The organism is Dietzia sp. (assembly GCF_036741115.1).
Classification (GTDB): domain Bacteria; phylum Actinomycetota; class Actinomycetes; order Mycobacteriales; family Mycobacteriaceae; genus Dietzia.
The window spans coordinates 1-23415 of record NZ_DAINST010000052.1; the positions used below are offsets into that span (position 1 = coordinate 1).

Below are 23415 nucleotides of genomic sequence, written 5' to 3' on the forward strand. Positions count from 1 at the left end.
CGTGACGGTGCCGTCTCTGGTGTTCATCGTGCTGCTCGGCACGGCCGCCGGCTACTTACTCGACAACCTGCGCTCGCCCGTGCCCCGCGCCGCAGTGCAGACGTTCCTCGATGTGTACTCCAACCCAGCGCTGTCGTGGAATCAGGTGGAGGAGCTTCGCGGGATGACGGCGCTGCCCGTCGTCATCAAGGGGATCCTCACGCCGGCGGACGCGAACCGCGCCTTCGCCGCCGGCGCCAACGCGGTGATGGTCTCCAACCACGGCGGCAGGCAGGTCGACGGGGCGATCGGGGCCCTCGACGCGCTGCGCGAGATCCGCGGCTCGATCGCGCGGGAGAACACGCTGATCCTGGACTCCGGTGTGCGCAGCGGCGCCGACGTGTTCAAGGCACTGGCCTGCGGCGCGGACGCAGTGACGATCGGGCGACCCCATCTCTACGGCCTCGCCATCGACGGAGCGCGGGGAGTGGAGGCGGTGCTGCGGAATATCGCTGCGGAACTCGACCTGACGATGTCGTTGTCCGGCGCTCGTACCCGCGCCGACATCGACGCCTCCCTGGTGCGGATCCGCGCGTAGCGTGGCAAGGGAGGACGCGCCTCGCCGCGCGGAGATGCCCGCGGCTGTGCAGCGGCGCCGGGAAGGAACCACGATGTCCCTTGAGCTGTCCGATTCTTATGAGTACGTCATTATCGGCGGAGGCACTGCCGCAGACAAGGCCGCGCGCGCCATCTCCGAAGCGGGGGGAAAGAAGATCCTCGTCGCCTCCGGCGATTCCGACGGCCCCGTCTACCGTCCTGATTTGTCGAAGACGCTGTGGCACAAGAACGGCGAGGAGGCGAAGCCCGAGAGCTCCGCGCTCGACACCGCCGAGGTCGAGGGCGTCGAGCTCGTGCTCGAAGTGTTCGCCACCGCGCTGGACGCCGAGGCACACACCGTGCACCTCGAGAGCGAGGACGGGCAGGCCACCGTTCGCTACGGCACGCTGCTCCTCGCCACCGGCGCCTCGCCGAATATGCCCTTCGCTCCGGACGACGAGCGCGTCGTCTACTTTCGCAGCGCCGCCGACTATCGCGAGCTCCGCGCCGCGGCGGGAGAGGGCAAGCGCGCCGTTGTAGCCGGCGGCGGTTACATCGGCTCCGAACTGGCCTCTGCGCTGTCGTCCGTGGGCGCGAAGACGACGCTGCTCTACAAGGGCGAGCACCTGCTCGAGCAGATGTTCCCGCCGTCGATTACCGCGAAGATCGAGACCGCCTACCGCGAGCACGGCGTCGAGCTCCGTCCGGGTTTCGAGGTCTCGGGCGTAGAGCCTGGCGGGGCGGGCGGGTTCGTGCAGATTTCCGGCGAAGGTGGAGAAACCGTCGAGGCCGACATCGTCGCCGTGGGCTTCGGTGTCCACCCCAACGTGCGCCTCGCGGAAGACGCGGGCATTGACATCGACGGCGGCGTCCTCGTCGACGAGCACATGCGGACGTCGGCGCCCGATGTCTACGCGGCCGGTGACATCGCCGCGTTCGTCGACCCGCTGTTCGGACGCCGGCGCGTCGAGCACGTCGACAACGCCGAGCACACAGGCGAGGTCGCCGGGAAGAATATGGCCGGCGGCGACGAGACGTACGAGTACACGCCGATCTTCTGGTCGGACCTCTTCGACGACGGCTACGAGGCGATCGGCACCCTCGACGCCTCGGCGGACGCCATCGAGCGGTGGAACGACGACGGCACGGCGGCCGTGGTGTACTACGTCCGCGACGGCAAGCCGATCGGCGTGCTCCTGTGGAATACATGGGACTCCACGGGCGCGGCGAAGAAGGCGGTGGCCGCCGTCAACAGCGGGGAAATGACCCTCGACCAGCTCAAAGACGAGATCGAGCCGGGCTAGGGCAGGGGCAGGCCGTGCCCCCGGGTGGAGGCGGCACGGCCACAGCGGACGCTATCTGCCGCGGGAGGGCTGGCACAGGAGAGAGCTGCATTCTCGAATGTGTCGCCGAGGCCACCAGCGCCTCGGGACCTCGAGAAAGGAACACACAATGTCCAGCATCTTCGATCTCGCCACCGGCTCCCTCGGCTCCGTCGGTTCGTCCGAGTCCTCCAACCCGCTGCCGCGCGTCGAGGAGCAGCACTTCCCCGACTCCTTCCGCGAGGTCTGGCAGAACCTGCCCTTCTCGCAGCCGCGCTAAGCTCCGGCGGGCAGACGCAGGAACGCGCAATTCCAGGGAAAGGGCCGGCGCACCACCGAGGTGCGCCGGCCCTCTTCTTTTGTCTATCCGTGACGGCGGAGGTCCGCCTCGCCGCACGGTCCCGTTCACGCGGTCCGGCGGGCTTCGGCACCGGCCCGCGGCCGAACTAGTCCATCCGGAAGCGCACCCGGCCGCCGGGGCCGAGCTGCGCGAGGAGGTGCTGGTCCTCGGGGTGCACAACGGCGATCACCGGGTAACCGCCGGTCGTGGGGTGGTCCGCCATGAACACGAGGGGCTCACCGCCCGCCGGGACCTGGACGGCGCCGCGGACGATGCCCTCCGACGTCAGCTCCCCGCTCCGCTCCCGCTCGAGTGCCGCGCCCTCGAGGCGGACGCCGATCCTGTTGGAGCGCGCGCCCACTGTGTAGCTCTCCGAGCGCAGCGTGTCGAGGGCCGCCCGGGTGAACCAATCGATCCGCGGCCCGGGGAGGAGCCGCACCTCTACCGAAGTAGAGAGTGGTGCGACCGCGGCCTGCTCCACCCGGGCCTCGGGCGCCGCGGGAGCCTCGGCGGTGTCGGGCACGCCCACGGGGAGCTCATCGCCCTCGGCCAGCGGGTCGGGCCCGAGCCCGGAGAGGAGATCGGTCGAGCGGGAACCGAAGAGCGCGGGCACCTCGAAACCCCCGGCGACCGCAATGTACGAGCGCAGCCCTGCCCGCGGCGCGCCGAGGCGCACCCGTGTGCCGGCGGGGACGCGGAGAACTGCGTTGGTCGCCTCGCGCCGCGAGCCGACGAACACCTCGAGCTCGGCGCCAGTGACAGCGACCGTCACGTCCGCGGAGAACGAGAGCTCGAGCCCGCCCATAGTCGCCTCGATGCCGGCGCGCGACTCGGCATTGCCCACGAGTCGCTGCGCGAGCCCGTGGCTCCGGCGGTCCACCGCGCCGGACACGGGGATGCCGGTACCCATGTGGCCGGGCCGACCGAGGTCCTGCACAGTGGCGAGCGGGCCCGTTCGATGGATGGTCGCGATGTTGTGGCTCATGCGCGTGCCCCCTTCTCGGGAACGAAGGTCACGGTATCGCCTGGGGCGAAGAGATTGGGGCGCTCCCACTCCTCATCCCACAGCGGGACCGCAGCACGTCCGAGTAGATTCCATCCGCCCGGCGACGTGCGCGGATACACCGCGGAAAACTCGCCGGCGACCGCCACGGAGCGGGGCGGCACGGCCTCGCGCGGGTCGTCGCGCCGCGGGAGGTGCAGCTCCTCGGGAAGGCCGGTGAGGTAGCCGAAGCCGGGGCTGAATCCCATGAAGGCCACGCGATACCTCGCCCCGGAATGCAGGTCGATGACGTCGGAGGTGCTGCCTCCCAATTGCCTCGCCACGTCCTCGAGGTCCGGGCCGTCGTAGACCACCGGGATCTCGTGGTGGTCCCCGGCCTCCGGCTTCGCCGTTCCGGGAACCCACGACTCGCATGTGGCCACGGCGGACGCCCGCGCGGACGGGTTCGAGGCGGAGATGAGCACGGTCCGGCCGGCGGGGACGAGCTCGACGACCCCGCCGAGTTCGCCGGCGTCGCGACGCTCACAGAGGAACGCAAACAGGTCCTCTACTTCTGTGAGGGAATCGAGTTCGAGGAGCGAAGCCGTGGGCCCATAGGGCAGGACCTGGAACGGCCTGTTCGGTCGCAGTTCGCTGGGGGCTGTACTCATCAGGGCACCTGGTACATCGTGTCGGGGGCGTCGGTGATGATCATCTTGCCGGGCGAATGGGTGATCGCCAGGGGAGGGGAGGATTCCATGACCATGGACTGAGGGGTGACGCCGCAGGCCCAGAAGACGGGAACGTCGCCGTCATCCACCACGGGCGGATCGCCGAAATCGGGATTGTCCAGGTCGGCGATGCCGAGGGCCGCGGGATCGCCGACGTGCACCGGCGCGCCATGGACCGACGGATAGCGGGAGGAGATGCGCACGGCGTCGGCGACCTGGGCGGCGGGGATCGCGCGCATCGAGACGACCTGGCGGCCGGAGAAGCGCCCGGCTGGCCGGCACTGCACCGAGGTCCGGTACATGGGGACGTTGCGCCCGGCGGCGATGTGGCGGACGGGGACGCCGGCGGCGAGGAGGGGGTGCTCGAAGGTGAACGAGCAGCCGATGAGGAACGCGACCATGTCCTCGGTCCAGTGCTCGCGCGCGTCGGTGGTCTCTTCGGCGAGCTCGCCGTCTCGCCACACGCGGTAGGAAGGGGCGTCGGTGCGCACGTCGGAGTCGGCGCCGAGGATCCCACCGTGGAACTCGCCCGGTTCGAGGACCTCGAGCACCGGGCAGGGCTTGGGGTTGCGCTGGGCGAAGAGGAGGAAGTCGAACGCGGCCTCGCGGGGCAGGGCGATGAGGTTGGCCTGCGCGAAGCCCGTGCTCCAGCCGGCGGTCGGTACGTCGAGGCCGGAGTGCAGGAGGGCGCGAGCCTCGGCGGGGGTGAGCGCGCCGGGATCGCTGGGCGGGGCGAGGGGGGAGGCGGACATGGCTACTCCTCCCGATCGCCGGCGAACGGGCGGATCTCGACGCCCGCATCCTCGAGGGCCGCGCGCACGGCGCGCGCCATCTCGACGGCGCCGGGGGAGTCGCCGTGCGTGCAGATCGACGCGGCGTCGACGCGTACTGCGCCGCCTTCGCGCGCGGGGATCTCGCCGGTGCGCACGAGCGCGAGCATCCGCTCGGCGACCTCGGCGGGGTCGTGGAGCACGGAGCCTTCGGTGCGGCGGCTCGCGAGGGTGCCGTCTGAGTTGTAGGCGCGGTCGGCGAATGCCTCGATCGCGGTGCCGAGGCCGGCGGCGGCGGACTTGGCGAGGAGCTGTGAACCGGGCAGGCCGAGCATGGTGAGCGACGAATCGAAGCGCGCGACCGCGCTCGCGACGGCTTCGGCCTGGCCTTCGTCGGCGAACGCGGTGTTGTAGAGCGCGCCGTGGGGCTTGACGTAGGAGATGCGCCCACCGACCGCTCGCGCCATGCCGTCGATGGCCGCGAGCTGGTAGAGCACATCGGCCTCGAGCTCGGCCTGGGTGTAGTCGATGTAGCGACGCCCGAATCCCGCGAGGTCGCGGTAGGCGACGTGGGCGCCGACGGCGACCCCGTGGGCGAACGCCGATTCCAGCGTTCCGAGCAGCACGAGCGGATCGCCTGCATGGAAGCCGCACGCGACGTTCGCGCTGGAGACGATGTCGAGCATCGCCTCGTCGTCGCCCATCGACCACTGGCCGAAGGATTCGCCGAGGTCGGCGTTGAGATCGATCGCGAGGGGCATGGTCGGATCCTTTCTCGGGTTTTCCGGGTTTTTCGGGTTATCCGGGTCTTGCTGGTGCTAGCTGTTCCAGAGGTCTCCGAGGCCGCCGAGCGCCTGCCAGCCGAGCCAGAGCGTGAGCACCCATGCTGCGACGCCCACGATGAGCAGCCACTTCGGGTAGTCGTAGCCCCGGAGGAGGTCGCGGCGGCGCCAGGCGGCGTAGATGATGAACGTGAAGCCGATGGGCAGGATGATCCCGTTGAGCGCACCGGCGAAGATGAGCAGCGTGGTGGGCGCTTTGCCGAGCGCGAGGAAGAGCCCGAGGCAGACGACGATGAACGCGACCGTCATGAGGTTGCGCGTGCGGTCGCTCGTCTTCTGCGTGGTGACGAACGAGACGGTGGTGTACGAGGCGCCGATCACGGAGGTGAGCGCCGCGGCCCAGAAGATGATGCCGAACATGCGCAGGCCCACCTCGCCCGCAGCGAACTGGAAGGCGTCCGCGGCGGCGTTGTCCTTGCCGAGCACGGCGCCGGCGTGGACCACGCCGAGGATGGCGAGGAAGAGGATTGCGCGCATGATGCCGGTGACGAGGATGCCGAGGACCGATCCGCGCGCGATGCTGCCCACGTTTTCGGGGCCGGTCTGCCCGGCATCGACGAGGCGGTGGGCGCCTGCGTAGGTGATGTAGCCGCCGACAGTGCCGCCGATGAGGGTGGTGATGACGACCCAGTCGACCGACTCGGGGAGCACCGCGTTCTTGAGCGCGAGACCGACAGGCGGTCCGGAGGTGAAGGCGACCCAGACCGTCAGCGCGATCATTACGAAGCCAAGGACCACGACAATTCGGTCGAGCGCCGCACCCGCGCGCTTGACCAGGAAGACCGCAATCGCAATGACGCACGACACGGACGCGCCGATCTTCGGGTCAAGGCCGAACATCGCGTCCGTGCCCAGCCCGGTGCCGGAGATATTGCCGATATTGAAGACGAGGCCGCCGAAGAAGACGAGAGCCGCGAGCACCCAGCCGAGTCCGGGGATGATGGCGTTGGCGAGCTCGTTGGCGCGCATGCCCGCGACGCCGAGGACCCGCCAGACGTTCATCTGCACCGCGAAGTCGACGAGGATCGAGATGAGGATCGCGAACGCGAACGCGGCGCCGAGCTGGACGGTGAAGCTCGTGGTCTGGGTGATGAAGCCGGGGCCGATGGCCGAGGTGGCCATTAGGAACATCGCGCCCAGCAGCGTTCTGCGAGTGGTTGCGGACGAGGGTGTCTTCGCGGCGGTCGGGGAGTCGGAGCCGGCCATGGGCCCTCCTGTGTTCGTGGGTGGACGTGCGGTTGTCGATTCGAGAGCGCTCGGAGTGCGATCTCCGGACTTCCGGTGTGAGCTGTCACACATTGTGTAGGATTGTCCCACAATCATGCAAGCCCTGTGAAGCCTGTAAGTGTTAAGTCTGTGTGACGGCGAGGAGGCGGGATATGCGGGACGTCGACGATTTCGAGGGTGCTTCGCGGAGCGGCGCCGCGGCGAGGCGGGAGAAGCCGGTGGCCGCGCAAGTCGCCGCGCGCGCGTTCCGCCTCGCGGGGCCGACCTCCACCATGGACGCGGCGACCGCCGCACTTCGCGAGGCCATCATCCGCGGCGACATCGGCGCAGGAGAACGTCTCGTCGAATCGGCGCTCACGGAGTCCATGGGGGTGTCGCGGAACACTATCCGCGAGGTCTTCCGGCTGCTCGAGACCGAGCGCCTCGTGGTGCGCGAGACCAATCGCGGCGTCTTCGTGCGCACTCTCACTGCCGCCGATATCGCCGACGCCTATCACGTCCGTCGTCTCGTCGAGGTCTCGTCGCTGAGCGAGGCCGACTCCGTGCCCGCGGGCGTCCGCCGTCGCTCGATAGCCGAGATGCGCGAGGCGCTCGATGCCGGCCGCGAGGCCCTCGAAGCCGGCGACAAGTGGGGAGTCGGCCTCGCCGACCTGCAGTTCCATGCCGCGATTTCTGAGCTCTCTGGCAGCCCGCGCCTCGTGGAGATCATGGCGGGGCTCAAGACGGAGCTCCGCCTGGCCTTCGCGGCGACAGACGTCATCCTCGATTTCCACCGGCCTTACGTGGCGCTCAACGCGCGGATTCTCGAGCTGTGCGAAGGCGAGGATTTCGCCGGCGCAGCCGATGCACTCGAGGACTACCTCCATTCCGCAGAACACGATCTCCTCGCGCGGTTGCGCGCCCGCGAGCTCTAGCGGGCACTGCCGGCGGGCTCTAGTGAGCTATGGGGGCGGGCTCCTGCGCCGCTGCCACGGCCAGAGCTCGCGGAGCTTTCCCGATACATCCACGCCGGGCCGAACCGCCCCATACGGTGGATTCGTGAACGAACGCACGCCTGCCCCAGCGATTCTCGTCTCCGGCGCCTCAGGAGGGATCGGCGCCGCGGTCGCCCGTCGGCTCGCCAGAGACGCCGCCGACGGCGCAACCCTCGTGCTCGGTTATCGCTCGTCCCCGCCCGAGGCGCTCGCGCGGGAGTGCGCAGGCCTCGCGGCCGAGGGGTGCACTATTTCCGTAGAGACAATGCGGCTCGATCTCTCCGCCGACGGGCGCGAGGGCGCGGCCGCGGCTGTCGACGTCCTGGGGGAGCGCTGCGGCGGTATCTCCGTCCTCGCCCACTGCGCCGGCCCGCACGTGCCCATGGTGCACCTCTCAAAGGTGGTGACAGCGGACCTCGCTGCTCAGCTCGACGCCGATGTCGCGGGGTTCTTCGCGCTAGTTGGCGCCGCGCTTCCTCATCTCCGCGCCGCGCGCGGGAACGTCGTGGCGGTGACCACCGCGGCGACATACCGCTACCCGGTCCGCGACGGCCTTTCCTCGGTGCCCAAGGGCGCGGTAGAGCAGCTCGTCCGCGGACTCGCCGCCGAGGAGGGGCGCTACGGGGTGCGCTTCAACTGCGTCGGACCGGGGATGCTCACCGACGGCATGGCCTCCCGGCTCATCGCCTCGGGCGAGCTCGACGAGCGCGCCCTGGAGATCACGCGCGGGAACATCCCGCTGCGCCGCTTCGGGGTCGCCGAGGACATCGCCGAGGCCGTGGGATTCCTCGCCTCCGAGCGCGCGGGGTTCATCACCGGCCAGAAGCTCGACGTCGACGGCGGCTACGGGGTGTAGTGCAGCTTGATTCGGCATCGCTCAGGGGATGACCTCGGTTGCCCGGGTTCGTGGCGAGTTATCCCTCGGCAACCGGGTTCACCCCTCACATTGTTCTTATTTCGACTTTCCATGATGTGATCAAGGCCTTCCGCGAAGCGCCGACCAACTCGGAGCGCGGAACGAAGTTCGAAAAGCTCATGGCGGGATATTTCGAGTTTGACCCGATGTGGTCGGGCCGGTTCGACGGGTCTGGCGATGGATGGACTGGCCCGATCGCCCCCACAATCGTCCCGAGAACGGCGTTGACATAGTAGCCCGCGAGGCCGATACCGGCGATCTCGTTGCCATCCAGTGCAAGTTCTTTTCGCCGAGCACGTATCTCGGTAAGTACAAGCTCGACTCGTTCTTCACCGAGTCCGGCAAACACGGCTTCTCCGAGCGCCTCATCATCAGCACCACCGAAAGGTGGGGGCCGAACGCGAAGGAGGCGATTCGCGACCAGCAGATCCCGATGCAGGCCATCGATGCGTCGACTCTCGCGGGCGCCAACATCGATTGGGATATCGCTTGGCCGCAGGGCGAGCTGCAGATCGACCTCACCCCGTCCAAGCCGCATGAGCTCCGCCCACACCAGGAGGAGGCGCTCGAGGCGGTCTTCAACAGGTTCGACGAGTTGCTCGACCGTGGCCAGCTCATCATGGCCTGCGGCACGGGCAAGACGTTCACGTCCCTCAAGATCGCCGAGGAGTTCGCCGCACGCTCCGGTGGTCGTGCCCGCGTGCTCTTCGCCGTCCCGTCGATCTCGTTGCTCTCACAGACCCTGCGCGAATGGACGGCGCAGACCTCCCTGGACCTGCGCGCCTTCGCCGTGTGCTCGGACTCGCAGGTGTCCCGCGCCGCCGGAGACTACGACGTCGACGACGTCCCGATCCCGGTCACCACGAAACCGGAGCGACTGCGCGCGGAGCTCGAACACCGCAAGCGCGCCGCCGGGCTCACCGTCGTCTTCACCACCTACCAGTCGCTTCCCGTCGTCGCGGAGGCACAAAAGCTCGGCGCCGACCCCTTCGACGTCGTGCTCTGCGACGAAGCTCACCGCACCACCGGCGTCACCCTCGAAGGGGCGGACGAGTCGCATTTCGTCCGCGTCCACGACGCCGATTACCTCAAGGCCGCCAAGCGTCTCTACATGACGGCCACACCTAGGCTGTTCGACCAGAAGGTGCGCGACAAGGCAGAGCAGGCCTCGGCAGAAATCGTCTCGATGGACGACCATGCCGTGTTCGGTCCGGAGCTCCACCGCCTCAGCTTTGGCCAAGCCGTCGAACGCGGCCTGCTCACCGACTACAAAGCACTCGTGCCCAGTGTCGACTAGTCGGTCATGGCGCCGAAAATGCAGGGAGAGCTCGCCTCTGACGGCGAGCTGTCCTTCGACGACGCCTCGAAGATCATCGGCTGCTGGAACGGCCTCGCCAAGCGTGCGGGCACGGGCATAGAGGGCGTCGACGTCTCGGCCCTCGACGCGGTGATGTTCCTCCACCCGCGCAACTCCCAGGTCGACGTCGTGCAGTCAGTGGGCCGGGTAATGCGCAAGGCGCCGGGCAAGAACTACGGCTACATCATCCTGCCCAACGCCCTCAACGCCGGCAAGGAAAAGGACCGCCAGAAGACCGGCAAGGGGCTGGGACTTCTCGCTGGGCACGTCGGCAACACGGGGGATGACGCCGCAGGCGCCGAGTCAGGCGAGCCGGGCTCGGACACCGGGAGCGAGGGAACAGATACCAATCGCCCGGCCGACACGACCGAGCAGATCGCGTTGTTCTCCCCTGCGGACTGGCAGGAGGCCATCTACACCCGCATCGTCGACAAAGTCGGTACGCGGACTTACTGGGAGGACTGGGCGGCCGATGTCGCCGATATCTCCCAGTGCCAGATCCTGCGCATCAACGCCATCCTCGACGATGCGCAGAAAAAACTCGCCGCTGGTCCGCCGCTTCGACACCTTCCTCAAGGGCTGCGCAACAACCTCAACGACGGCATCGGGCGCGAGGATGCGATCTCGATGCTCTCCCAGCACCTCATCACCAAGCCCGTCTTTGACGCGCTGTTCGCCGGGCACGATTTCGCCTCCCATAACCCCAGTGTCCGAGGTCATGCAGTCGATGGTCGACGCCCTCGATGGCTCCGGGCTGGAAAGCGAGACATCCTCGCTGGCCCATTTCTACGATTCGGTGCGCGTCCGCGCCGAGGAGGTCACCTCTGCCGAGGGAAAGCAGCAGGCCATCGCCGAGCTGTACGAGCGGTTCCGCAAGATCGGTTTCGCCACGCAGGCTTCTGCCTTGGGCATCGTTTATACCCCCGTAGAGATCGTCGACTTCATCGTTCGCGCGGCGAACGATGCCCTCTCCGAGGCGTTCGGTAAGACGCTTTCTGACGCCGATGTGCACATCCTCGACGGCTTCACCGGCACCGGCACGTTTATGGTCCGGGTGTTGCAGTCGGGGCTCATCCGCCCGGAGGACCTCGCCCGTAAGTACGCCGAAGAGCTGCACGCCAACGAGATCATGCTGCTCGCGTACTACATCGCCGCGGTCAACGTCGAGGCCACGTATCACGCGCTGGTCGGCGAAACTGCGGATGATGACTACGAGCCGTTCCCCGGGATCGTCATGGCCGACACGTTCCAGATCTTCGAGGACGGTGATGGACCCGACCTCGGCGTCTGCCCGGCGAACAACGAGCGCATCACCCGGCAGCTCGAGTCACCGATCAACGTCATCATCGGAAATCCGCCGTATTCTGTGGGGCAGAATTCGGCGAACGACCTCAATGCCAACCTCAAATATCCGGGGCTCGACGCGCGCATCGAGGAAACCTATGCCAAGCGCTCGACGGCGACGAGCCTGCGCACTTTGTACTATTTCTACCTGCGCGCGTTCCGCTGGGCCACCGACCGTATCGGGGATCGTGGCGTCGTCGCGTTCGTTTCCAACGTTGGCTGGATCGACGGCAATACCGCCGCCGGGATTCGGCTTTCGCTTGCCGAGGAATACAGCCGCATCTACGCAATCAACTTGCGGGGAAATCAACGAACGACTGGTGAGCTTTCGCGCAGAGAGGGCGGCAAGGTTTTCGGTGGCGGAAGCCGCAACACCATCGCCATCTGGATCAGCATCAAGGATCCGGCGCATTCCAGCCCCTGCGCGATTCGTTACCACGACATCGGCGACTACCTGAGCCGTGAGCAGAAGCTCGCGCGCGATTACGCCGCGACCCTCGGCTCGCTCGACTGGGAGGCGATCACCCCCCCAACGCCCACGGCGAATGGCTCAACCAGCGCGACGACAACTTCTCCTCATGGCCCGTTCTAGGCTCTAAAGGTGTCGAATCCGGAACACGGATCTTCCAATCGCTTTCCCCTCGGCCTCGAGACCTCTCGAGACTTTTGGGTTCACAACTACTCCCAGTCGAATCTCGAACGGTCCGTGCGCACGCTCATCGACAACTTCAATGCAACCCGGGAAGATTTCTCATCCTGGGCTGCCGCGCAGGGCATCGCGAAGCCGAAGGAAGCGGACGTCACCAAGTTCCTGAGCTCATCGAGCCTCCACGCAGTCCCCACTCGAATCAAGTGGTCTCGTAGCCTTCGAACTTTCGCTGCTCGCGGTGTGCAAGTCGAATTCGATCGCGGTCAGCTGATCGAAGCCAACTATCGCCCTTTCGACAAGCGTCATGCGTACTTCGATAAGCACCTCAATCACGAGCGTGGTCGGCTGCCGTCGATGTTCCCGACTCCGGCGCACGACAACATCGGCTTCTACGTTGTCGGCGCGGGTTCGGATCGATCGTTTGCTGCGCTCGCAACTCGCCTGATTCCAGATTTGGCGATGTGGGGCTCGAGCAGTGGCCAGTTTTCCCGCGGTGGACGTGGGAGCCGGTCGACCCCGAGGATGGCGGCCTCGACTTGTTTACGGCCGGGGGCGGCTCCTCCGCGCAGGGAGTCGAGGGCGAGGTCCTCGACGGCTGTCCAAGGGTCGACAACATCACCGACGCGATTCTCGCGGAGTGCCGGGAGAATGTCGCGTCCGACGTCACGAAGAGCGATATTTTCTACTTCGTGTACGGGTAGCTCCACGAGCCCGCGTACCGTGAGAAATAAGCGGCGGACCTGAGGAAGATGCTGCCGCATATCGAGACTCCAACCGACGCCGCGCGCTTCCGCGCTCTCCGCGGCCGGCCGCAAGCTTGCCGAGCTGCATGTGGGCTACGAGACGGTCGAGCCGTACCCGCTCGACGTCGAGCTCGAGAAGGGTGCCGACCCGGACAGCCGGGAGACGTGGCGCGTGCAGAAGATGAAGTGGGCGGCGAAGGACGACCACACTGCGATCATCTACAACCCGAAGGTGCGGATCGAAGGGGATCCAAGTGATCCCGGAACAGGCCGAGGAGTACATGCTCGGCTCGCGGTCCGCGCTAGGCTGGGTCATCGACCGGTACCAGGTCAAGACCGACAACTCCTCGGGCATCCCCAACGATCCCAACGACTGGGCCGACGAGCACGGCGATCCGAAGTACATTGCGGACCTCATCGCGAAGGTCACGCGCGTGGCGGTGGAAACAGTGCAGCTCGTCCGTAGCCTCGACGGCTAAGGAGACAAGTAGTGGCGATACCGGCGTTCCAAGACCTGATGCGGCCGATACTCGCACACCTCGACGACGGTGAAGAACATCGCTTCCGAGACGTGATCGACGCGATGGGTGATGAATTCGGCGTGTCCGCCGAGGAACGCGCCGAACTCCTGCCCTCGGGAGGCGCGCGACTATTCGACAAGCGGTGCGGTTGGGCGATGACCCATCTGGCGCAGGCCGGCATCCTCGTTCGACCACGGCGAGGGTATTCGCAGATCACCGAGACCGGCAGAAAGGTGCTGATTGACTATCCGGAAAGGGTAGACCTTCGAGTGCTGAGGAACTTCGAGGGATACGAGCAATTCCGCAGCCGGGTTCGCAAGGAAAAACCCGAACCGGTGGAAAAGGCGTCGGACAACGAGGAAACGATTACCCCGGACGAGATGATCGAAGCGGCGGGCGGCGAAAACCGTGCCGTGATCCAAGACGAGCTCCTGACTCACGCGCTCAATCTGTCACCGACAGGGTTCGAGAATCTTGATGTGGGCTTACTCGAAAACATGGGCTACGGACAAGCCGGAAACGTCGAGCGGACGAGCGTCAGCGGGGACGCTGGTGTCGACGGGATCATCAGCCAAGATCCGCTAGGGCTAGACCGGATTTACGTACAGGCCAAACGGTATGCGCTCGACCGGGCAGTCGACCGACCGCGGATTCGCGAATTTGCGGGAGCTCTACTGGGCAAACAAGGCGACCGCGGCGTCTTTATCACCACCGCAAAGTTCACTAAAGGTGCCATCGCCGAGGCGGAAAAGATTAACGCTCGGATCGAGCTGATCGATGGGCAGAGGCTTGGCGAGTTATTGGTCAAATATCGCGTCGGAGTTCAGACCCAGAAAACCGTTGAACTCTTTCGCGTCGACGGTGACTACTTCGACAACCTCTAGCCGTTGACATTCGCAGGGGCTGAGAGTGAAGCCGAGTACGTGGTTGTAGAAGCGGCGTAGGCTCGGGACATGAAGACACACACGGAAAGTCGCGTAATCCCTGGCTCGCAGAACATCGCCCGCTACGCGCTCGGCGGATTCATGTCGTTTGCCGGCATCGCGCACCTGACGTTTGCACGGCAGGAGTTCAAGGCTCAGGTGCCGGACTGGTTCCCGCTCGGCGAGGACTTCACAGTGCTTGCCTCCGGAGTCGCCGAGGTAGGGCTCGGCGCTGCGCTCCTGGGGTTTCCGCAACGTCGCCGTCAGGCCGGTATCGCCCTGGCCGTGTTCTATGTATTGATCTTCCCCGGGAACATCGCGCAATACGCCGAAGGAACCGACGGCTTCGGGCTCGATACCGACGGCAAGCGATTGGCGCGGCTGTTTTTCCAGCCGCCGCTGATAGCGGCCGCGCTGTGGGCCGGCGGAATCCCGAAGCGTGCTCGCGGCAACACCGCACGGCGACGATAGAACAGATCGACGGTGGGAATCGCCCAGCTCCGGTCTGAGAACATCGAACGGGAGGACTTTGCCCATGAGGGCCGACGATCCAGCCGACGTGACTGACCGCAGTGCCGAACTGCTCGAGGTGTTACGTGAACGATCGCCGCTCGTGCAGAACATCACCAACGCAGTGGCAACAAACTTCACCGCGAACGTGCTGTTGGCGATCGGCGCCTCCCCGGCGATGGTCGACATCCCCACCGAGGCAGAGGAGTTCGCGCGCATCGCGTCCGGCGTGCTCATCAACCTCGGGACCCCGCACGAGGAGGCGAGAGCGACCATGCCAGCGACCGCGCAGGCCGCGCGGGCGGCCGACACTCCTTGGGTGCTGGACCCGGTAGCGGTGGGGTCGCTTCCGGTGCGCACGGCCCTCGCCCGCGAGCTTGTCGCGCTGCGGCCGACGATCGTGCGCGGCAACGCCTCGGAGATCCTTTCTCTCGCCGGGCTCGGGGAAGGCGGGCGAGGAGTCGAGTCCACGGACTCTCCCGAGGGGGCACTGGACGCGGCGCGCTCGCTGGCACGCGAGCACGGCGCGGTCGTCGCCGTTTCGGGGCCGACCGACGTGATCACCGACGGCCGGCAGGTGATGAGGGTAAGCAACGGGCACCCGCTGCTCACGAAGGTCACCGGAGCCGGGTGCGCCCTGGGTGCGGTGATGGCGGCCTTCGCCTCGCTCGAGTCTGATGCTCTGGTCGCGGCCGTCGCGGCTACCTCCGTCTACACCATCGCCGCGGAGCTGGCGGCCGAGAAATCGTCCGGCCCGGGGAGTTTCGCCGCCGCGTTCGTGGACACGCTGGCACGCATCGATGCGGACACCGTTCGCGCCCGAATGGCCGTGGCATGACCTCCCGCGTCGACCCTGGTTACCTTCGCACCTATCTCGTGACCGATCCGGTGCTGTGCGGGGCTCGCGGCGTGCTGTCCGTCATCGAATCGGCTGTGGCCGGAGGGGCGACCACGGTGCAGATCCGGGACAAAACTGCGGGCGGGCGGGAGCTGTTCGAGCTCGTCTGCCGAGCGGCGGAACTCACCGACGGGAAGGCGACTTTGCTCGTCAACGACCGAGTGGATGTGTACAGCGCCGCGAAGGCCGTGGGCGCTGCCGTCGACGGGGTCCATCTAGGGCAGGAAGACCTGCCGGTCGCGGCGGTCCGCCAGGTCATCGGACCGGACGCCGTCATCGGATTATCGGCGGACACGCAAGCCCACCTCGACGAGGTCCACGCGCTTGGTCCGGGGACCGTCGACTATCTCGGCGTCGGGGCGATCCGGGAAACCAGTACCAAGGCGGATCATCCCGCGCCGCTGGGGTATTCGGGATTCGCGCAGGTCGCCTCGGCGACTACACTGCCGTGCGTGGCGATAGGTGGAGTGCAGTCCCTCGATACCCTCCCGCTGCGCGAAGCGGGCGCCGCAGGGTTGGCGACAGTGTCGGCGATATGCGCCGCCGCTGACCCATGTCGCGCGGCCCGCGAATTCGCCCAGGCGTGGGATGCGGCCGAGGCGCCAAGCGGAAAGTAGGGGCTTACGCTTTCTACCTTTCGAGGAATAACCGCTGTTATGGCGACGCTCAACATCAAGGACCCGCGAGTGCATGTGCTGGCGACGGAGCTGGCGAGGCAGCGCGGAACCACGGCAACGGCAGTCGTGCGGGACGCTCTTGAAAAAGAGGCCGCGCGGCAGCCAAAGCCGATTGATCGCGACCGTCTCAGGGCGCTTCAGGGCAAGATGCAGGAAATGGATCTCGTAGGGCTTTCCAATGACGACATTTATGACGAAGACGGTCTGCCCAAATGATCATCGTTACGTCGACAGGGAAACCCTTGTTGTTCAAGGGAGACGATTTCAGGCATACGGACGTTCCATCAGTGCTGTAGCACTATCGACATTTCCGTCGTGCGCAATTACGTCCCGTAACCGATGGACTTGTACTCGAGGAACTCCTCGAAGCCGGCCTCGCCCATCTCGCGGCCGATGCCCGATTGCTTGACCCCACCGAAGGGCATGTCCTGGCCGAAGTACTGGCCGCCGTTGATGGACAGCGTGCCGGTCCGCATCCCGCGGATCGCCCGCTCGAGGCGCTCCGGGTCGGTTCCCCACACCGCGCCGGAGAGGCCGTAGGGATTGTCGTTGGCTATGCGCACGGCGTCGTCGTCGCCGTCGTGGGGGAGGATCGCGAGGACCGGGCCGAAGATCTCCTCCTGCGCTACGCGGGAGTGCTCGTCGAGACCCGAGATCAGGGTCGGGGTGTACCAATAACCGCCTCCGGTCGGAGACGGGAACGGCTCGCCGCCGAACTCGATCGTCGCGCCCTCGGAGCGCGCGAGGTCCACATATCCGGAGACCCGGTCGAGCTGGCGCTGGTTGATGATCGGACCGCACATCGTCGCCGGATCGTGGGGATCTCCGGGGACGATGCCGGCCATCACGTCGGACGTGACGGCGATGGCCTCGTCGAGCTTTTGGCGCGGCACCACGAGGCGTGTAGTGAACACGCAACCCTGACCGGCATGGAGGGTGCAGGTGATCGCGGTCATCATGCACGCGGCGGCGAGGTCGGCGTCGTCGAGCACGATCGCGGCCGACTTCCCGCCGAGCTCGAGGAACACCTTCTTGAGCGTCGGAGCCGCAGAGGCCATGATCTTCCGGCCCGTCGCGCTCGATCCGGTGAACGAGACGACATCGACGTCCGGGTGCTCGACAAGTCGTTCGCCCGGATCGTTCGACTCGCTCGTTACGATGTTGAGCACCCCGGACGGGAACCCGGCCGCCTGCGCCGCTGGGCCGAGAAGCGCGCCGGTCCACGGCGTATCCGGGGCGGGTTTGAGCACCACCGTGCAGCCCGCGGCGAGCGCCGCCCCGACCTTCGCGAAGTTGATCTGGTGCGGGAAGTTCCACGGCGTGATCGCCGCGACCACCCCGGCGCCCTCGCGCCGCACCTCGTGCCGAGAACGGATCCCCATGAGCTCCGCTTCGCCCTTGTCCTCGGAGTACGTGAAATTCTCGGCCAGATCGGCCCAGTACAAGAGGCCGTCGATGGGGTCCTGCATCTGTGCGCCCGTGGTCATCGTGTACGAGGTCCCCACCTCGGCGATGGTGAGCTCCCGGATCTCCTCGATGCGCGCCGTCAGCTCGGAATGGAGCGCGCGGAGGAGCCTGGCCCGCATCGCCGGATCCTGCGACCACGCGCCCTCGGCTTGATCGTCGAACGCGCGACGGGCGGCGGCCACGGCGAGGTCGGCGTCCTCCGGGGTGCCGTTCGCCGCGAGTCCGATCTCTTTCCCCGTCGCCGGGTTGGACACCGGGTAGGTGCCTCCCGAGCCCGGGCGGAGCTCGCCGTCGATGTAGAGCGAGGAGGTGTCGTCGGGGAAAAAGTTCATCGTGTGTACCGGGATCCTCTGGGCGCGGGCACGGCGGAAATTCCGTGCGACTGTGATGTGCGCCACGGTAGTCCCGACTGCGTGCGGGTGTCCCGAGATCGTCACGTATGGAGGATCGCGGGAGCGCGCGAGTTCAGGAACCGACGTTCGCGGCCAAGCTCGCGAGCGATTCGTCGAGATAACCCGGCCTGAAAGGCGGCATACCGCCGACCTGCTTGCGGAACGCCTCCGGGGTCTCCGTCCAGTCGTAGGTGATGGTCACCTGCGAGCCCCCGTTCTCGGGCTCGATGTCGTAGCGCCACCACCAACCTCCGGGGTCGTGGTTCCCTGCCTCGTCGAGAGTGCCCGGCAGCCAAGCGAGGGCGCGGTCCTGCTCGAACACAGTGACCAAGTTGTGCATCTCGTAGTGGCCGCCGACGAACTCAAGGAACATGTTGATCCCGAACGTCTGGCCGGTCGCCGTGATCGGCTCCCTGTCGATCGCGTCGCGCACCCAATCAGTGGGCTCGGTCTTCTCGTGGTTCGCCGGATCGCAGAGAAAGGCGAAGACCTCGGCCGGCCCCGCATCGACGTGGGTGGAGGCCTGGAGCAGTTCCTTCTCGGGCATGGCATCTCCTTCGAGAGAGGGCGTGTTTCTGCCGTGTCCCCACCACTGTGGCACTCGGTCGCGGAGCCCGTTGGTCCGAACGTGCGCTACCCCGCTCCAAGCCAGTCGAGGAACTCCTCCGCGGCAACCACAGGGGTTCCCCATTTCTCCGCGGACTTCGCCTTGGTACTCTGCGTTCCCGGTTCCGCGACGACGAGCGCGTCGCACTTCGTCTTCGTGACATTGGCGACCGGCTGCAGCCCTACGCCGCGGGCCAGCCGCTCCATCTCCTCGCGCGCGAACTCCCTGCCCCCGGAGACCACCGTTCCCGTAAAACACACGCGCGCCCCGGGGAAGAACACGCCATCGAGGTCGACGGACTCCGGATCCACCCATTCCGGCGGAAGCACGTCCTCGCCGAGCTCCCGGCCGAGCCCGTCGAGTTCCGCGGCGAGCGCAGGGCTCGGCACCGCCCGCTCCGCCGCCCTGCGCACGTGCGCGGCTAGCGCCTCGGCGTACCCGAGGCCCTCGGGCTGCGTTCCTGCAGGACGAAAGCGGCGCTCTCGGTCGAGGACGAACCCCGAGTCCAGCGCTGGCGCCGCCTCGAACGCATCGGCATCCCCTTGCGCGACCCACCCGTGTCTGACGGCGGAGTCACGCATCGCCCGGGCCCGCTCGAGGGCGGTGGGCGCATCGAGTGCTCGCGCTGCCTCCGCGGCGAAGGGGAGGCTGCGGAATTCCACGCCCGTGGGAACGACGGCGAGGACTCCGAGTCGCTTGAGCTCGAAATCGAGGAACTCGAGTGTCTCGTCCGCCCGTGCGGCGACGACCGGCCTGCCCGCGAGCGCGAGGGAGATGCCCGGCCACGCTTCGGCGAGTGTGGGGGCGAGTTGGATATCGGCGGCGGAGATCCCGTAATCCGCGCGCGAGCTACCGAGGTCGCGCTGCGGGTTGAGCAGCGTGGAGAACTCGACGCCATCGGCCGTGGCCACGGCGACCTCCACGGCCCTGGGGCGGTAACGAGCGCCGTTTTCGCCCACCACGAGGGCGGTGACGAACGCCGGCGCTACATTCGTAGAGGTTCGCTCGGTGTGCGCGCGGAGGAAGCGCCGGATCCTGGCATCGACCTTGAGGTCTTTGGCGAGAACGTCGCGCCGAAGTACGAGGCCTGCCATCGACGTGCACCGGCTGAGGGCCACGTAGAGCTGTCCGTAGGCGAAGGTGCCTCCGCTGAGATCGACGACGAGGCGCTCGACGGTCTGCCCCTGGCTCTTGTGGATGGTGATCGCCCACGACAATCGCAGGGGAAGTTGGCGAACGAGGCCCACCACGCGATGAGCGATGCCGCCGCCCTCGACGTGCGGCTCGGTGATCTCCCACGTGTGCTGCCCCACGTCCACCGCCCGGCCGGAGCGGAGGAGCACGCGGGCGCCGAGATCTCCGTCGTCATCCAGGAAAAGAGAGACGACCTGGCCGATCGAGCCGTTGACCCACCTGCCCAGCGGATCGTTGTTGAGAAGCATGACCTGTGCGCCGGGCTTGAGGGGGAGCTCGGTGTCGGTAGGCAGGGAGCGGGCATCGACCTCGCCGGAGACCATCGCGTGGGAGACGATCTCGTCGCCGGGCAGGCGTTCGAGGGCGCGGCGGTTACGCGAGTCGGCGATGCGATTGGTGGTGCAGACCGTGAGCCAGAATTCGCCGGCGGGCGGTTCGAAATCGGGCACCGTGCGGGTGTTGAGGAGCGCCCTGGACTCCTCGACGAGCCGCCCCTCGCGGACGGTGTTGAGGATGCGTGTGAGCTCCGGATCGCCGATCTGGCGGAACACCTTGGTGAGCTGGACGAGCGGGAAGCGCTCGGACGAATACGAGCGGGCGGAAAAGAAATACGGGGTCTCGTAGACGTCGTGGAAATACAGCTCCTCGTGCGAGCGCACGACGGGCGCGAGCTGGAGCAGGTCGCCGACCAGCACGATCTGCACACCGCCGAAAGGCTCCCCGGGCACCGGACCGAAACGCTCGAGCGCGACGGCGACCATGTCGAGCAGGTCCGCGCGCACCATCGACGCCTCGTCGACCACGAGTGTGCCCACGGTGCGCAGCGCCGCCGCGAAGCGCCGCGGGTAGTAATTTCCGCCTTCGACATCGGCGAGCGTGGTGGTCGGCTGGAGGCCGAAGAGCTGGTGGATCGTGTAGCCCTCGACGTTGAGCGCGGCGATGCCCGTGGGCGCAACGACGAGCGCCTCCCTCTCGGTAGTGGCGAGGAAATGCCGGATGAGCGTCGACTTGCCGGTGCCCGCCTTGCCCGTGAGGAACATCGACTGCCCGGCCTCGAGCAGGTCGAGGGCGAGGGCGAATTCGGAGGTGATGTCGATGGACACACGTGGATTAAACCAGCAGGCTCCGACAGCTTCGCCCTGCCCGTGGCGCCGGGCATCCCCGGTACCCGTGGTCTTTCCCTATGCTGGCGGTAAGCGAAGGCGGAATACACAGGAGGACATCTCAATGTCGGACACAACGGTCAAGGGAGTCGTCTCGCGGGCGAAGGGCGAGCCGTTGGAGCTCGTCGACATCGTGATCCCGGAGCCCGGTCCCAACGACGTCATCGTGCGCATCCAGGCCTGCGGCGTCTGCCACACGGACCTCGCGTACCGCGACGGCGGGATCAACGACGAGTACCCGTTCCTCCTCGGGCACGAGGCCGCGGGCATCGTCGAGACCGTCGGTGAGAGGGTCAAGCACGTCGCCGAGGGCGATTTCGTGGTGCTCAACTGGCGTGCCGTGTGCGGTGAGTGCCGCGCCTGCAAGAAGGGCGAGCCGAAGTACTGCTTCGACACCCACAACGCATCGAAGTCCATGACCCTCGCCGACGGCACAGAGCTGTCTCCCGCGCTGGGGATCGGCGCTTTCGCGGAGAAGACCCTCGTCCACGAGGGCCAGTGCACCAAAGTCGACGACAAGGCCGACCCCGCAGTCGCCGGGCTCCTCGGCTGCGGCGTGATGGCCGGTATGGGCGCCGCGATGAACACCGGGGAGATACAGCGCGGAGAGTCCGTGGCCGTGATCGGCTGCGGCGGCGTCGGCATCGCCGCGATCGCCGGGGCCAAGCTCGCGGGGGCTGCGAAGATCATTGCCGTCGACGTCGATCCGGCGAAGCTCGAATGGGCCAAGGATTTCGGTGCCACCGACGTCATCGATTCGAAGGCCAACGACCCGGTGGAGGGCATCAAGGCCCTGACCGGCGGCTTCGGTGCCGATGTGGTCGTCGACGCGGTCGGCATCCCCGAGACCTATAAGCAGGCGTTCTACGCGCGCGACCTCGCGGGCCGCGTCGTGCTCGTCGGCGTGCCGACCCCGGAGATGACCCTCGAGCTGCCGTTCCTCGACTTCTTCTCGCGCGGCGGCGCGCTCAAGTCGTCGTGGTACGGCGACTGCCTGCCCGAGCGCGACTTCCCTATGCTCGTGGACCTGCACCTCGACGGCCGCCTGCCGCTCGACAAGTTCGTCACCGAGCGGATCGGTATCGACGGGGTCGAGGACGCGTTCGCCGCGATGAAGGCCGGCAAGGTCCTCCGCTCGGTGGTCGAGCTGTAGCGGCTCGGCTCGCTCGCGCTTTTCCACGGCTGTATTACGACGGTTTTGACGACGGTCTTGACGACGGACCAGGGGGGATAGACATGGCACACGAGGTGACCAGCAGCGGACTCGCGAACGGCCTGCGCATCGAGAAGGTCGTGACCTCGGGGGTTTTCTCCCTCGATGGCGGCGAGTGGGAAGTCGACAACAACATCTGGATCCTTGGCGACGATTCCGAGGTCTTCGTGATCGACGCCGCGCACACCGCGGCGCCGATCCTCGAGGCGGTGGGGGACCGGAAGGTGCGCGGCATCCTGTGCTCGCACGCGCACAACGACCACATCACGGTCGCTCCCGAGCTCGCCGAGAAGCTCGACACCCGCCTGTTCGTCCACCCCGGCGACCAGATGCTCTGGGAGGAGACCCACCCCGAGACCGCGCACGAGGATCTCGAGGACGGGCAGCGCTTCGAGATCGCGGGCACGGAGATCCGCGTGCTCAATACGCCGGGGCATTCGCCGGGCTCGTGCGTGTTCCACGTCCCGGAGGCCGGCGTGCTGTTCTCCGGGGACACGCTGTTCAACGGTGGACCCGGCGCGACGGGGCGCTCGTACTCGGATTTCCCGACGATCATCACGTCGATCAAGGAGCGGATCCTCACGCTGCCTGCGGAGACGCTCGTGCACACGGGGCACGGCGACGGGACGAAGGTCGGCGACGAGGCTCCGCACCTCGAGGACTGGATCGCGCGCGGGGCGTAGGGCTGGGCTGGGCTCGCCCTGTCCTGGGCGGGCTTGGTGCCCTAACCCGGATGCTGTAGTCCGGATGCGCCCTAGCCCGGGTGCGTCTTGGTCCCGGCGCGCTCTAGCGCGAGTGCCTCGCGATCCAGTCGGCCACGGCAGGGCCGAGGTCCTCTGCGCATTCCTCGGGGAGCCAGTGCGAGGCTCCCTCGAGGACCTCGAACTCGTACTCGCCGGAGGTGTACTCGCGCGATTTCTCCGCCGACGCCCGAGAAAAGGCGAGGTCGCAGTCTCCCCAGAAGTAGAGGGTCGGCACGGTGATCACCGGGTCGGCGGGGAACTCGCCCGTGCCGAGTGCGAGGTAGTACCGCAGCGTGGCGTCGAGGACGACGGGCTCGGAGAGGCGAGCGACGTA

The 23415-nt window shown here is 67.1% G+C and carries 24 protein-coding genes and 3 pseudogenes; 18 read left to right on the forward strand and 9 right to left on the reverse strand.

What is annotated here, in order from left to right; translation table 11 throughout:
- The 3 genes from V7E05_RS09240 to V7E05_RS09250 form a co-directional block, all read left to right on the forward strand.
- The coding region (locus V7E05_RS09240; protein ID WP_333619370.1) for an alpha-hydroxy-acid oxidizing protein at positions 1-577 on the forward strand (577 nt) is incomplete at its 5' end.
- 73 nt (positions 578-650) lie between these two features.
- On the forward strand, positions 651-1880 hold the full coding sequence (locus tag V7E05_RS09245; protein ID WP_333619371.1) for an NAD(P)/FAD-dependent oxidoreductase: 1230 nt from the start codon (positions 651-653) through the stop codon (positions 1878-1880).
- 148 nt (positions 1881-2028) lie between these two features.
- Positions 2029-2178 (forward strand): hypothetical protein, encoded by a 150-nt coding sequence (locus V7E05_RS09250; RefSeq protein WP_333619372.1) that lies wholly within the window; start codon positions 2029-2031, stop codon positions 2176-2178.
- Positions 2179-2344: 166 nt separating this feature from the next.
- On the opposite strand, the gene V7E05_RS09255 is transcribed toward V7E05_RS09250, so the two are convergent.
- The 5 genes from V7E05_RS09255 to V7E05_RS09275 are packed head-to-tail and all read right to left on the reverse strand — an operon-like array spanning position 2345 to position 6769.
- Entirely contained in the window at positions 2345-3223 is an 879-nt protein-coding gene (locus V7E05_RS09255; protein ID WP_333619373.1) for a biotin-dependent carboxyltransferase family protein, read from the reverse strand.
- Positions 3220-3891, reverse strand: a complete 672-nt coding sequence (locus V7E05_RS09260) for a 5-oxoprolinase subunit B family protein (protein WP_333619374.1) — start codon at positions 3889-3891, stop codon at positions 3220-3222. Before V7E05_RS09260 ends, V7E05_RS09255 begins: the two co-directional genes overlap by 4 nt.
- On the reverse strand, positions 3891-4703 hold the full coding sequence (locus V7E05_RS09265; RefSeq protein WP_333619375.1) for a putative hydro-lyase: 813 nt from the start codon (positions 4701-4703) through the stop codon (positions 3891-3893). The genes V7E05_RS09260 and V7E05_RS09265 overlap by 1 nt, the downstream gene beginning before the upstream one ends.
- A gap of 2 nt (positions 4704-4705) precedes the next feature.
- Positions 4706-5482 (reverse strand): LamB/YcsF family protein, encoded by a 777-nt coding sequence (locus V7E05_RS09270; protein ID WP_333619376.1) that lies wholly within the window; start codon positions 5480-5482, stop codon positions 4706-4708.
- Positions 5483-5539: 57 nt separating this feature from the next.
- A complete protein-coding gene (locus V7E05_RS09275) occupies positions 5540-6769 on the reverse strand; it encodes an NRAMP family divalent metal transporter (protein ID WP_333619377.1) in 1230 nt (409 codons plus the stop codon).
- 173 nt (positions 6770-6942) lie between these two features.
- On the opposite strand from V7E05_RS09275, the gene V7E05_RS09280 reads away from it, so the two are divergent.
- The 13 genes and pseudogenes from V7E05_RS09280 (at position 6943) to V7E05_RS09335 (ending at position 16518) form a co-directional block, all read left to right on the forward strand.
- Positions 6943-7704, forward strand: coding sequence for a GntR family transcriptional regulator (locus tag V7E05_RS09280; protein WP_333619378.1), 762 nt, complete (start codon positions 6943-6945; stop codon positions 7702-7704).
- Positions 7705-7828: 124 nt separating this feature from the next.
- Complete coding sequence (locus V7E05_RS09285) at positions 7829-8620, forward strand: SDR family NAD(P)-dependent oxidoreductase (protein WP_333619379.1); 792 nt, start codon at positions 7829-7831, stop codon at positions 8618-8620.
- A gap of 241 nt (positions 8621-8861) precedes the next feature.
- Positions 8862-9977 (forward strand): restriction endonuclease, encoded by a 1116-nt coding sequence (locus V7E05_RS09290; protein WP_333619380.1) that lies wholly within the window; start codon positions 8862-8864, stop codon positions 9975-9977.
- Positions 9978-10187: 210 nt separating this feature from the next.
- A pseudogene (locus tag V7E05_RS14325) lies at positions 10188-10679 on the forward strand (hypothetical protein); the annotation flags it as partial.
- Positions 10680-10764: 85 nt separating this feature from the next.
- Entirely contained in the window at positions 10765-11973 is a 1209-nt protein-coding gene (locus tag V7E05_RS09295) for a hypothetical protein (protein WP_333619381.1), read from the forward strand.
- Positions 11974-11982: 9 nt separating this feature from the next.
- Positions 11983-12731: pseudogene (locus tag V7E05_RS09300) on the forward strand (type ISP restriction/modification enzyme).
- 130 nt (positions 12732-12861) lie between these two features.
- Positions 12862-12942: pseudogene (locus tag V7E05_RS09305) on the forward strand (hypothetical protein); the annotation flags it as partial.
- 85 nt (positions 12943-13027) lie between these two features.
- Positions 13028-13252: a type ISP restriction/modification enzyme gene (locus V7E05_RS09310; RefSeq protein WP_333619382.1), complete on the forward strand. Its 225-nt coding sequence runs from the start codon at positions 13028-13030 to the stop codon at positions 13250-13252.
- 11 nt (positions 13253-13263) lie between these two features.
- Positions 13264-14178, forward strand: coding sequence for a restriction endonuclease (locus V7E05_RS09315; protein ID WP_333619383.1), 915 nt, complete (start codon positions 13264-13266; stop codon positions 14176-14178).
- A 69-nt stretch (positions 14179-14247) separates the two neighbouring features.
- Positions 14248-14688: a DoxX family protein gene (locus tag V7E05_RS09320; RefSeq protein WP_333619384.1), complete on the forward strand. Its 441-nt coding sequence runs from the start codon at positions 14248-14250 to the stop codon at positions 14686-14688.
- 88 nt (positions 14689-14776) lie between these two features.
- Complete coding sequence (gene thiM / locus V7E05_RS09325) at positions 14777-15565, forward strand: hydroxyethylthiazole kinase (protein ID WP_333619385.1); 789 nt, start codon at positions 14777-14779, stop codon at positions 15563-15565.
- Positions 15562-16242, forward strand: a complete 681-nt coding sequence (gene thiE / locus V7E05_RS09330; protein ID WP_333619386.1) for a thiamine phosphate synthase — start codon at positions 15562-15564, stop codon at positions 16240-16242. The genes thiM and thiE overlap by 4 nt, the downstream gene beginning before the upstream one ends.
- A gap of 39 nt (positions 16243-16281) precedes the next feature.
- Positions 16282-16518: a type II toxin-antitoxin system VapB family antitoxin gene (locus V7E05_RS09335; protein WP_333619387.1), complete on the forward strand. Its 237-nt coding sequence runs from the start codon at positions 16282-16284 to the stop codon at positions 16516-16518.
- A 107-nt stretch (positions 16519-16625) separates the two neighbouring features.
- Here V7E05_RS09335 and V7E05_RS09340 read toward each other — a convergent pair whose 3' ends face one another.
- The 3 genes from V7E05_RS09340 to V7E05_RS09350 form a co-directional block, all read right to left on the reverse strand.
- On the reverse strand, positions 16626-18101 hold the full coding sequence (locus V7E05_RS09340; RefSeq protein WP_333619388.1) for an aldehyde dehydrogenase family protein: 1476 nt from the start codon (positions 18099-18101) through the stop codon (positions 16626-16628).
- 133 nt (positions 18102-18234) lie between these two features.
- On the reverse strand, positions 18235-18708 hold the full coding sequence (locus V7E05_RS09345) for an ATPase (RefSeq protein ID WP_333619389.1): 474 nt from the start codon (positions 18706-18708) through the stop codon (positions 18235-18237).
- 86 nt (positions 18709-18794) lie between these two features.
- Positions 18795-21065, reverse strand: coding sequence for an AAA family ATPase (locus V7E05_RS09350; protein ID WP_333619390.1), 2271 nt, complete (start codon positions 21063-21065; stop codon positions 18795-18797).
- A 124-nt stretch (positions 21066-21189) separates the two neighbouring features.
- On the opposite strand from V7E05_RS09350, the gene V7E05_RS09355 reads away from it, so the two are divergent.
- Together V7E05_RS09355 and V7E05_RS09360 are read left to right on the forward strand one after the other, a co-directional pair.
- Positions 21190-22278 (forward strand): S-(hydroxymethyl)mycothiol dehydrogenase, encoded by a 1089-nt coding sequence (locus V7E05_RS09355; protein WP_333619391.1) that lies wholly within the window; start codon positions 21190-21192, stop codon positions 22276-22278.
- Between the two features lie 83 nt (positions 22279-22361).
- Positions 22362-23021, forward strand: coding sequence for an MBL fold metallo-hydrolase (locus V7E05_RS09360; RefSeq protein WP_333619392.1), 660 nt, complete (start codon positions 22362-22364; stop codon positions 23019-23021).
- 103 nt (positions 23022-23124) lie between these two features.
- Here the strand turns inward: V7E05_RS09360 and V7E05_RS09365 are convergent.
- The coding region (locus tag V7E05_RS09365) for an alpha/beta fold hydrolase (RefSeq protein ID WP_333619393.1) at positions 23125-23415 on the reverse strand (291 nt) is incomplete at its 5' end.